Here is an 11,298-nt window from a genome sequence, read left to right on the forward strand (position 1 = left end):
CGCAGCGAAGCAATCCAGGGCGGTTTACGCACGCCCTGGATTGCTTCGCTGCGCTCGCAATGACGAAGAGGGTTTGAGTCCAACCTAGTTCCGGATCAGGTCCGGGACGACGAATCATCCACCGTGAAGCGATACTCCCCCGACCCCACTTCCAGGACCACGCGGTCCCCCCGCTGCACCCCGGAAACCGGCCGCCCGCCCTCGCGAACGGCATCCACCGAGCGTGCGGGCAAACATACCTCGGCGCGCGAATTGGCGGGCACCACGATCCGCGCCTCGAACCGCGCGTCGGATCGCTCCGGCGCATAAGTCCAGTCCGTCACGATGCGCCCCAGCACGCTGTCGTAGCTCGCTCCGCCGCGCGGCAGGCGCGGGTCCAGCACGGGGTCGAAGCGCCACTTGAGGAAGCCCGCATCCAGCGGGTCGATCCCGGCGATACGGCGGAACACGAAGCCCGTCACCGCCCCCAGCGCATAATGGTTGTACGAATTCATCGAGGCATCAGCCATGTCGGCGTTCCAGCGCTCCCAGATCGTCGTCGCGCCCTTGGCGATCATATAGCCCCACGAGGGGAACGCCGTGCGCAGCAGCAGGTCGTAGACCAGCGCATGCTCGCCCTGATCGGCCAGCGCGTCGAGGCTGAAGGGGGTGCCAAGGAAGCCCGTGGACAGCAGCGTGCCGCGCCGCCGGATGTCGGCCACCAGTCTGGCCGTCGCCGCCGCGCGCAAGGCTTCCGGCACCAGCCCGAAACGCAGCGCAAGGATGTAGCCGCACTGCGAACCGTTGCCCACGCTGCCGTCCGGCCTGACGAATGCTGCACCGAATGCTGCAGCAATATCCTTCGACAACTGCGCGTAGCGCTCCGCCTCCGGCTGGCGCTTCGAGCCTTTGGCCATGTCCGCCATGGCGTCCGCCGAGCGTTTCCACATGGCGGTGGCGATCAGATCCTTGGGCGTCGTCTCGTCGCCCGGTTCCTTCGCGTCGAGCGCCACCCAGTCGCCGTAGTCGTAGCCGCGCAAGGTCCGCCAGACCTTGTCGGGATTGTTCTGCGCGATGAACGTCATGTAGCGAGTCATCGCCGACCAGTTGCGATCGACGATCGCAGTGTCGCCATAGCGCTGCCACACCGTCCACGGCAGAATCACCCCCGCATCCGCCCAGCCCGGCGAGGCGCCGAGCAACTGGTCCTGCCAGCCCGAGGGCGCATAGTCCGGGAATTCCCCGCGCGGCCCCTGCGCATCGCGCATGTCGCCCATGAAGCGGCGGGTGAAGGGGCCTACGTCCATGGTGAAGGCCGCCGCGTCCCAGAACACGTTGGCGTCGCCGGTCCAGCCCAGCCGCTCGTCGCGCTGGGGGCAGTCGGTGGGGACACCGAAGAAGTTGGAGCGCTGGCTCCAGCGGCTGTTCTGCCACAGGCCCTGGATGATCCGGTTCCCGATCAGCGGGCGGCCGGTTTCAGGCAAGGCGCTGGAGACGACAATCCCGGCGATCTCCTCCTCCGTCGGCGCGCGGCCGAGGCCGCTGACCTCGACATAGCGGAAGCCGAAGTAGGTGAAATGCGGCTGATAAGTCTCGCCCGCCGGATCGCCGCGCAGGGTGTAGAGGCAGGCACAGCGCGCCGATCGCAAGTTGGCCTGATCGACCGCGCCATCGGCCCCAAGGATCTCCGCGAACTTGAGCGAGATCTGCTGCCCCGCCCGGCCACTGGTCTTCAGTTCCACCCAGCCCGCGAAGTTCTGCCCGAAATCGACGACGTGCCGGTCCCCGCCCGGGCTGGTGATCGACTTCGCCGCCATCCGCTCGATCGGCCTGAGCGGCGGTCCGACATGGGAGACGAGCGCACAGGGCGGTGTCCTGCCGATGCGCGCGGGCACCCAGCCCGCACCCCGGAAACCCGCCTTCGACCAGCCCGGCTGTTCGAGCCGCGCATCGTAGTCCTCGCCGTAGTAGATCTCGGCCTGCGTCACCGAGCTTTCGGGGCGCAGTTGCCAATCCTTGTCCGTCGCCACGATGGAGCGGGTGCCGTCGGTGTGCTCCACCTCCAGCTGCGCGAAGAGGCGGAGCGGCGGGTCGCCGAAGGCATAGCGACCGGCGGGGGCGTGATAGCTGCCATACCACCCCTCGCCCAGCATCGCGCCGATGGCGTTGGCGCCCGGGAGCAGCAGCGCGGTGACATCATAAGTGCGGTAGAGCGCGGTGAAGCGGAAGTCGCTGCTTTCGGGTGCGAGGCACGCGTCGCTGATCCGCTGCCCGTTGATCTCTGCCACGTAGGCACCCAGCGCGGTCATGCGCAGGCGCGCCTGCCGCACCGGCTTACCCAGCCTGAACTCGCGGCGCAGCATGTACGCGCCGCTGCGCGGAAAACCCTGCGGCTGCTGGGCCGAGCGGGCGGCCTTGTCCCAGCGGCTGTCGTCGAAGCCGACCGTCGACCAGCCCTCGCCCGCATGAAGCGCGGTGCGCATGCCTTCGCTGGTGATGCGGCGCGCGGGGCTGCGGATCATGGCGGTGGCGGCGATCTCGTGGATCTTCGGGCCGTTGAAGCCGCGCGGGTTCTCCACCCGGAAGCCGAGGACGTGGCGGCCTGCCGCAAGCTGGCGCGTGGTCGCCTCCACCGGGTCGATGCCGAAGCGCTTGAAGCCCAGCGGCACTTGCACCTGCTCCCCGTCGAGCCAGAGCGTGGACTTGAAGTTGGCCCCGGTGAACAGCGTCACCTCCCCCGCCTTGCCGAGGTCGAAGACCATGCGGAAGAAGCGCGGGCTGTCGTCCGCAGTGCGGTCCCCGCGCATCCAGACGAGCCCCGCGGCGCGGTCGGCGCGTTCGAGGTCGGTCTGCGCCTCGATCCATTGCGCCTGCCAGTCCGCCTTGTCGAGAAGACCCATCTCAAAGCTGGCGACCGGGCTGGCGGCGCGCGTGCCCGCGTCGTCGCGCACCAGCACGCGCCAGTAGACCTTCTGGCGCGACTTCAGCGGCGCGCCGAGCCAGCCCATGTCCATGCTGCGCCGGGTGAGCACTTCGCCCGCGTGCCACAAGTCCGGCGTGCCCGCTTCCAGCAGCGCGCGGGTGGAGGCGGCCTGCACTTCGCAGCGGACCTGCTCCACCCCGCGCCGCCCGCTCTCCAGCCGCCACGACAGGCGCACGTCCTGCATGTCGAGGCCGATGGGATCGACTAGCCCCTCGGCGCGCAGATCGACGATGCGCAAGGCCGCCGCATCCTGTGCAAGTGCGCCATGCAGCGGCACACCTACGGTTGCCCCCAGCGCACCCGCGCCCTTCAGCAGCGCGCGGCGGTCGAGGCCCATCACTTGCGCACCCCCGCGCTGTCGATCACCGCCTGCGCCGCTGCGGGCCAGTTGCGATCGGGGACCAGCGTGTTGTCCTTCGCGGTGTTGCCGATCTCTTCCAGCCAGCGGCCGCCGGTGGTGTTGACGGTGTGCCAGTTGCCGCTCGCCACGTTGTCGGTGGAGATGCGCCGCTTGTACATCGCGCCCGCCGTGTTGATGTTCAGCCACTTGCCCCCGGTCTCGACGACGTTGCCGGTGACGCGGAAGTGCTTCGATCCCTCGTCCAGATAGATCGCGATCTTGTTGCCGATGTCGAAGATGTGGTTGCCCCGGATCACCGCGCCGGGATTGGCGGAGAGGTTGTAGATCGCCCCGCCGTCCATGAACCAGGTCTTCACGCCGTGGATGCGGTTGCCCTCGATCACGGTGTCGCGCAGCGTGGTGGGCGTGGTGAACCTGGTGTTGTGGACGTAGCCCTTCGCGTTCTCATCGTAGTTCGGGTTGCCGCCCGCGTCGTTGTAGCCCCAGCCCCAGCCCACCGCGATGCCGTCGTAAGGCGCGTCGGTGATGTCGTTGTGGGCGATGCGCGCGCCGGAAATGTAGGTCGTCAGGATCGCGGCATTGTCGCGGTAGTCCTGCGAAACGGTGGCGACGGTGTTGTCCTCGATCGCGAGGTCGCGGTTGACGAGGTTCGCGTTCTCCGGATGGTGCGCCTCGATCCGCACGCCGCCCGCCATGATCGCGCTGCCCGCAAGCACGGCGAAGCGGTTATGCGTCACCCGCACCCCCTGCGTCGCCAGCCCCACGCCCGAAAGGTTGGCGTTGGCGTCGTTGCCGATGCCCAGCGCCACCTGCCCCAGCTGCGAGAAGGTATTGCCCGCGAAAGTCACGTCGCGCGCGGTGGCCACTTGCACGGCGGCGGGCATCTGGTGCCACTTCTGGCGCATCGATTCGAACTCGGTGCAGCCCCAGCCGCAGGTCTTCCAGGCGTCCGCCGGACGGATCGGCGAGGTCTCGTAGAGGAACGCGCCGCTCTGCTGGTTGGCGTAGCCGGTCGGGCGCGAAGGGCCGAGCCAGCTGGTGTGCGAGAAGCGCAGCCCCTCGAACCGCAGGTGCTCCACCGGGGCCTCGGGCGTGCCGGCGATGGAGACGAGCGCCTCCAGCCGGGGCACCACGACCTCGCGGCCTGCGATGTCCTCGTCCAGCCCGATGCGCAAGTAGAGCTTGCCCGCCTGCGGGTCGATCGCCCACTGGTAGGGGCGCGAATGCCAGTCGTTCGCCTTGCCGATGAACTCCGGCGCGCCGACGAGGAACAGGCGGCTGTCGTCCGGGAAGATCGGCTTCGATATCGTGTCGTAGCCCCAGGTGTTGTTGTCCCAGGCGGGCTGCTGCATCGTGACACGGCGCCCCGCGATCGCCTTCACCGGAGAGACACGGTCGGTGAAGAAGCCGGTCGCTTCCAGTTCCACCCGGTCGGGCCGCGCCAGCGTGGAGAGCCAGTCCAGCTTCGGGTTCACCACCGTGAAGCCGGTCGCATCGAAGGTCACGTCGCCAGCGCGCAGTTCCACCCAGGGCCGTTCGCCCAAGGTGCCGTCCACCCAGAGCTGGCGGGTGTCGAGGCCCTTGGGAACGTCCGCCACGAACACGCGCCGCTCAGCATCATAGGGCTTGAAACCCGTCACCGTCATCCCGCCGGAGATCACCGGATGCGCGCCTGCCGCTGCCTTCCACGTCACGCTGTGGCCGCCCTGCCCGCCATCGGCGCGGCGGAACGCCAGCGGCGCGTCGAGCCGGTACGCGCCCTCGCCCAGCAGGACCGTCACGTCGGCACCGGCATTGCTGCGTCTCACCAGCGCCTGCGCACGGGTAAGCGAGCGCACGGGCCGCGCCTCGGTGCCGGGGTTGCGATCGTCACCCGCGGGGGAGACGTGGACCTCGACGGCCCGCTCCTGCGCCATCGCCGGCAGGGCACTGACGCTCGCGGCCAGAACGGCCAGATGGCGCGCGATGCGGCGGGCCTTGTTCATGTCACTCTCCCTGTCGTTTTTTCAGCGTCGTTTTTTCAGCTCGTCCAGCCACCGTCGATGACGTGGATCGCCCCGGTGGTGAAGGCGGACTCGTCGGACGCAAGGTAGACCGCCAGCGCCGCCAGTTCCGCCGCGCTGCCGAAGCGGCCCATCGGCTGCCTTGCAGTGAAATCGGCATAGGCCCGCTCGAAATCGCCGGTGTCGTGCAGACGCTGGATCAGCGAGGGCGTCTCCACCGTGCCGGGGCAGATCGCATTGCAGCGCACGCCCTGCGTCACGAAGTCCACCGCGACCGACTTGGTCAGGCCGATCACCGCAGCCTTGGTGGTCGAATAGGCGAAGCGGTTGGGCACCGCCTTCACGCTGGAGGCGACCGAGGACATGTTGATGATCGATCCGCCGCCCCGCGCGATCATGTTCGGCAGCACCGCGCGGATCATGCGGTACTGCGCGGTGACGTTGAGCGCGGTGGAGAAATCCAGCGCCTCCTCGTCACAGTCGAGGATCGTGCCTGCGTGGACGAAGCCCGCGCAGTTGAACAGCACGTCGACCTCCGGATGCGCGGCAGCGATGGCGCTGACCGCTGCAGGGTCGGTCACGTCGAGCACCCGCGTTTCGACCCCGGCGAAGTCCGCCAGCACGTCCGCGCGGATGTCGGTCGCGATCACCCGCGCGCCTTCGCGCAGGAACGCTTCCGCGCTGGCCCGGCCGATGCCCTGTCCGGCCGCCGTGACCAGCGCGGTCTTGCCCGCCAAACGCCCCATGCCCTCTCTCCATCATTACATAATACGTATGATGATTTAAGCGCATGGCGCACGCGGTGTCAATCGGCGGAGACGAACTCCTGCCGCTGGCTGCCGAGTTTCTCGATGCCCAGCGTCACCACGTCGCCGCCCTTCAGATACCAGGGCTCCGGCTTCTGGCCGAGGCCGACGCCCGGCGGAGTGCCGGTGGTGATGACGTCGCCCGGCAGCAGGCGCATGAACTGGCTGAGGTAGGAGACGATCTGCGCCACGGTGAAGATCATCGTCGCGGAACTGCCGTTCTGCACCCGCTTGCCGTTGACCTCCAGCCACATCGACAGCGCCTGCGGATCGCCCACTTCGTCGGCCGTCACCAGCCACGGGCCGATCGGGCCGAAGCCGGGGAAGCCCTTGCCCTTGTCCCAGGTCGCGCCGCGTTCCTGCTGCCATTCGCGCTCGGACACGTCGTTGATGACGCAGTAGCCCGCGACGTGATCGAGCGCGGCGGCTTCGTCCACCTGATAGGCCTCGGTGCCGATGACGACGCCGAGTTCCACTTCCCAGTCGGTCTTGCGCGAACCGCGCGGCACGGTGACGGGATCGTTCGGCCCCTGAATGCAGCTGACCCACTTGTTGAAGACCACCGGCTCCTCCGGGATCGGCAGGTTCGATTCGGCGGCGTGGTCGGCATAGTTGAGGCCGATCGCCACGAACTGCCGCGTGCCCCCGACGCAGGGGCCATAGCGCACCGCGCGGTCGATCAGAGGCAGCGAGACCGGGTCGATCGCGGCAAGGCGGGCGAGCCCTTCGGCGCCGATCGCATCGGGTCCGATGTCGGCGACATGGCCGGAAAGATCGCGGATGCCGCCCTCGGCATCGATCATCGCGGGGCGCTCTTGGCCAGCTTCACCAACGCGGCACAGTTTCATTCGCAACTTCCTTTCTGCATCATCCCAACGCGGCATGGACAGCCGCATGTCATGTTGTATGATGTAGTATGTTTAACTCCGATGCAAGGCCGCAAGGTGCGCCGATGGATTTGCGCATCCTCGATTCCCATCAGCATTTCTGGCGCGTGAATGCTCCGGAATGCGCTTGGCCGAATACCGACTGGCCCCTGCTCCATCGCGATTTCCTGCCGCCCGATCTCGCTGCGGAAACGGCGGGCATCATGCTGACGGGCACCATCCTCGTCCAGTCGCAGCCCGACAATCGCGACACTGACTGGCTCCTCGCCCTTGCCGCGACCGAACCGACGGTACTGGGCGTCGTCGCCTGGGCCGCGCTCGACACGGCGGACGCACCGGCGCGCGTCGCCAAACTCGGGCGCGAGCCCAAGTGCCGGGGCCTGCGCCCGATGCTGCAGGGAATCGCCGACAGCGAGTGGATCCTGAGCGACGCCGTCGCGCCCGCCATCACCGCGATGGTCGCGCATGGCCTGCGCTTCGACGCACTGGTGGAGCCGCGCCACCTGCCCGCCCTCGCCAGCTTCGCGCGGCGCTGGCCGGCGCTGCCCATCGTCATCGACCATGCCGGAAAGCCCGACGCAGCAAACGGCGCCCTCGATCCCTGGCGCGACGATCTTGCGGCCCTGGCCCAGTTGCCGAACGTATGGTGCAAACTCTCGGGCCTACGCACGCAGCAGGCGCCGGGGCAGGAGGCCACCGCGCTGGCGCCTTACGCAGCGCATGTGCTGGCCTGCTTCGGACCACGCACGATGTGGGGCTCCGACTGGCCGGTTTTGCGCCACATGGGCGACAGTTATGCCGACTGGCTGCGCGACACGCTAATGCTCGTCGGCGCATTCGACGACGATACCGATCTCCCCCGCCTGTTCGAAGGCGCGGCCCGCGAATTCTACGGACTGAAGCACGCATGACCCCTCTTTTCGCCGGAGCGCTGGGCTTCGGCTCGGCCGCCATCGGCAACCTCTATCGCCCCGTCACCGACGCCGAGGCCTTCGCCGTGATCGAAGCCGCCTGGGCTGCAGGGCTGCGCTACTTCGACACCGCGCCTCACTACGGCTTCGGCCTCAGCGAAAAGCGTCTGGGCGAAGCACTGGCGGCGCTCGACCCGGCAAGCGAGGCCGTGATCTCGACCAAGATCGGCCGAAAACTCGATCCCGCCCCCCACGCCGATCTTTCCGCCGCCCGGCAGGGCTTCGTCTCCCCCGAGCCGTTCGAGAGCGTGTTCGACTACGGCTACGACGCGGTCATGCGCTCGTACGAAGCCAGCCTGAAGCGCCTGCGCCGCGACCGCATCGACATACTGCTGGCACACGACATCGGCCGTTATGCCCACGGGGACGCACACGAGGATCGGATGCGCGAATTCCTCGGCGGCGGCCTGCGCGCGATGCAGGAATTGCGAACGAGCGGCGCGGTCCGCGCGATCGGGCTGGGCGTCAACGAAACGGCGGTGTGCGAGGACGTGCTGGGCCACGCCGACCTCGACGTGATCCTGCTGGCGGGCCGCTACACCTTGCTGGAACAAGCGCCGCTGGACGGACTGTTCCCGCTCTGCGCGCGGCGCGGCGTGCAAGTGGTCGCCGGAGCGCCGTTCAATTCGGGCATTCTCGCACGCGGGGTGCGGCATCACCCGCCAACCCGCTACGAATACGGAGCGCCGCCGCCGGAGGTGGTCGCGCGGGTGGGGCTGATCGAGGACCTCTGCGCGCAACACGGCATACCGCTTGCCGCGGCGGCGTTGCAATTCGCTGTCCGGCATCCGGTGGTCGAGGCGGTGATCCCCGGCATCGCCTCTTCCGATGAACTGGCGAGCGCGGTCATGCTGGCTGCCACGCCGATCCCGGACGCGTTCTGGGCAGCCCTTGCGGCAGCGGCGTTGATCGACGAGCGGGCCGCCTAGGCCTTCCGCTTCAGGGCGCAATACTCCCGGATGGCTCCCATCAGAGCGCCATCACAACGTCAGGGTCGGCCTGCAGTCGCCCGATATCCTGCCGCGGGGGCGCGCCGAACAGGCGACGATCCGCGCGACTGAACTGCGATAGGCTGTCGTAGCCGACCGCGAAGCCGCGCCGAGCCCGCGCTCGCCCCGGCGACAAGCATCAGGCGCCGCGCCTCCTGCAGACGAAGCTGCTTCTGATAGTCGAGTGGGGTCATGCGCGTGATCGCTTTGAAATGGGCGTGCAGCGAGGATGGACTAATCCCCGCCGCGCCGGCGATCTCCTCGATGCGCAGTCTCCCGTCCACTTCGATTTTCACGGCCAAGTCCTTACCCTCGGGCGCGTCATCGGCCCCAGAGAGTCTCATACTCAAGCGCACCGCCGATCACGCCGCGGTTGCTCCAGAAGCCCTCACCGCCCTCCTCCTATTCGCGTTCGAGCCAGCCGAGTAAAATTGCAAGGTCCGCCGGCTCAGCCTAGGCGACTTCCGGGGCGCTATACATAGAACGAGACCTCGCGCGGCCCCGCGAATGAAACCTGTTCCATTTCGCTTGAGAAGTCCTGATCGCCTTGCCTCCTAGCGGCGGACGCCGCGATGAACTGCGTGCCGAGCGCGGGCTTCACAACGGCGAGCCTGGTCAACCCCGCCGATTTGTTGCGACTGTCGACATAGTTTGGCAGGGCGGTCGCAACCGCCGCGACGATCGGATCGTCACGATGCGGATGCCTGGTTGCGAGCCGGCGCGCGAGTTCTTCATTGTTGTGCCCAACGTCGCGCCTGGCAAGCGCCTTGGGACCAGGAACTACCATTGGATCGTCGGTAGTGCGAAGCTGTCTGGTAGGGAACGCCAACCTCCCCATCCCACTCTGCCGCCTGTCGCGGCAGAGTGGCGGGACCGACAGCTTTACTTGGCCTTAGTGGCCTGACGCTTACGGCGCGGTTTAGCCTCCGCGACAGCGGGTACGGTCGTTTCAACCGCAGTGGTTGCCTCAGCGGCCTCGTTCCCGAATAGGCCGAGCTTGCGCCGGCGCTTCGGCTTTTCGACCACTTCGGCAGTTTCTTCCACCACTGGAATTGAGGCAGCAGACCCTCTCGCCGGCTGAGGTGTCCGTGCCATACGCTTTACCGGCTGCTTCCTCCGCGTCTTGGCGCCGGTCGCGGCCTTTTCTGGCTTCCTCGTTTCGGCAGAGGCAACAGCAGCGGTTTCGACCTTTGGCGCGGCGGTCTCCGGCTCAGCAGTGCTCGAAGATATCTTGACCGCTGGGACGGCTCCCGTATCAGCCCCAGAAGACGGGGAATCCGCGAGAGCTTTGCCAGCCTTTTTTACGTTGCGCCGCTTTGGCAATACCGGAGCAGGCTCCGCCGCAGCCTTCGCTGCCTCCCTCACGGGCTTGGCAGAAGGGGCGGCGACCGAAGAAGCGGGTGCTTGCGGCACATCAGTTACTGGAGCAGCTTTGCGCTGTTTTGGCGCTGCTGTGAACTTCGGCTTTGCCGCACGCTTGGGCTTTCCTGGTGCTGATGCGGGTTCACTTGACGGGCTCAGTTCAACGCTTTCATCGACCGAACCAGTGCGTTCCGGCGCTAAACTTTCAGCGACTGCCTTGCGGCTACCCAATCCGATTTTTTCGGCGATCTCGCGGCGCCGCGCCGCGAATGACGGCGCGACCATCGGGTAGGTCGCAGACAGGTTGTAGCGTTCACGGTATTGTTCCGGGGTGAGGCCGTTGCTCGCCAGGTGACGTTTGAGCGTTTTGTAAGGTTTGCCGTCGATGAGGCTGAGAATGTGATCCGCCGACGCCAGGCTCTTGCGCACTGAAACCGCGGGCGTGAAGATAGGTGCTTCGGGTTCTGCTTGTTCAGGGGCGCTGTCTTCGACCAGAGCGGCCCGTGTCGAGCGAATGAGCCCGGCAAGATCATCGGCACTGACCGTATTGTTGGCGAGATACGCGCTCAGAAGTTGAACGGTGAGTGCAGCAATATCGGAAGTCGGTTCGGTGTCAGGCATCGATTTGCCCCTCTCGGATTTGTAACGACGACGTTGAGCTATTGCCTTTATGGCAATTTGTCATGGATCGACGCGGTTGCAGTGCTTTTCAAGGGTAAATATAGCGAACACCTCGATCTGAGGCACGCCCGACTACAACAATGCGTCAACGGCGCGTGCTCCTATGAGACGATTGGCCAACAGATACTCCTATGGTCGGATTGGCGGCGGCCGGTCAGCATCAATGCCCGATCTGCCCGGCATGCCCCATAGATGTACGGCCTGTTGATAACACGGTGAACAAGCTGCGGAAAAAGGTGTCAATCGACATCCGAAGCTTCATCTGGAGCAGTTCAG

At 66.9% G+C, this 11,298-nt stretch carries 8 protein-coding genes and 1 pseudogene; 2 read left to right on the forward strand and 7 right to left on the reverse strand.

Annotated features, from left to right (window positions below):
- Nucleotides 1-95: 95 nt before the first annotated feature.
- The 4 genes from ACYPYD_RS06850 to ACYPYD_RS06865 are packed head-to-tail and all read right to left on the reverse strand — an operon-like array spanning nt 96 to nt 6,980.
- Nucleotides 96-3,299: an alpha-L-rhamnosidase gene (locus tag ACYPYD_RS06850; RefSeq protein WP_459662588.1), complete on the reverse strand. Its 3,204-nt coding sequence runs from the start codon at nt 3,297-3,299 to the stop codon at nt 96-98.
- Nucleotides 3,299-5,308 carry a right-handed parallel beta-helix repeat-containing protein gene (locus ACYPYD_RS06855; RefSeq protein WP_459662574.1) on the reverse strand — a complete coding sequence of 670 codons (2,010 nt, stop codon included), beginning with the start codon at nt 5,306-5,308 and terminating at the stop codon, nt 3,299-3,301. Before ACYPYD_RS06855 ends, ACYPYD_RS06850 begins: the two co-directional genes overlap by 1 nt.
- Before the next feature lie 35 nt (nt 5,309-5,343).
- Entirely contained in the window at nt 5,344-6,072 is a 729-nt protein-coding gene (locus tag ACYPYD_RS06860; protein WP_459662575.1) for an SDR family oxidoreductase, read from the reverse strand.
- A gap of 59 nt (nt 6,073-6,131) precedes the next feature.
- A complete protein-coding gene (locus tag ACYPYD_RS06865; protein WP_459662576.1) occupies nt 6,132-6,980 on the reverse strand; it encodes a fumarylacetoacetate hydrolase family protein in 849 nt (282 codons plus the stop codon).
- A gap of 104 nt (nt 6,981-7,084) precedes the next feature.
- Here ACYPYD_RS06865 and ACYPYD_RS06870 point away from each other — a divergent pair, with 104 nt between their 5' ends.
- The gene (locus ACYPYD_RS06870) at nt 7,085-7,930 is read left to right on the forward strand and encodes an amidohydrolase family protein (protein ID WP_459662577.1); all 846 of its coding nucleotides are present in this window, start codon (nt 7,085-7,087) and stop codon (nt 7,928-7,930) included.
- Nucleotides 7,927-8,919 carry an aldo/keto reductase gene (locus tag ACYPYD_RS06875; RefSeq protein ID WP_459662578.1) on the forward strand — a complete coding sequence of 331 codons (993 nt, stop codon included), beginning with the start codon at nt 7,927-7,929 and terminating at the stop codon, nt 8,917-8,919. Before ACYPYD_RS06870 ends, ACYPYD_RS06875 begins: the two co-directional genes overlap by 4 nt.
- Nucleotides 8,920-8,959: 40 nt before the next feature.
- Here the strand turns inward: ACYPYD_RS06875 and ACYPYD_RS06880 are convergent.
- The 3 genes and pseudogenes from ACYPYD_RS06880 to ACYPYD_RS06890 form a co-directional block, all read right to left on the reverse strand.
- Nucleotides 8,960-9,254 (reverse strand): annotated as a pseudogene (locus tag ACYPYD_RS06880) (helix-turn-helix transcriptional regulator); the annotation flags it as partial.
- Nucleotides 9,255-9,451: 197 nt separating this feature from the next.
- Complete coding sequence (locus tag ACYPYD_RS06885; protein WP_459662579.1) at nt 9,452-9,766, reverse strand: hypothetical protein; 315 nt, start codon at nt 9,764-9,766, stop codon at nt 9,452-9,454.
- Between the two features lie 95 nt (nt 9,767-9,861).
- Nucleotides 9,862-10,962 carry a Ros/MucR family transcriptional regulator gene (locus tag ACYPYD_RS06890; protein WP_459662580.1) on the reverse strand — a complete coding sequence of 367 codons (1,101 nt, stop codon included), beginning with the start codon at nt 10,960-10,962 and terminating at the stop codon, nt 9,862-9,864.
- Between the last annotated feature and the right edge of the window lie 336 nt (nt 10,963-11,298).

This window comes from Novosphingobium sp. 11B (assembly GCF_054589055.1).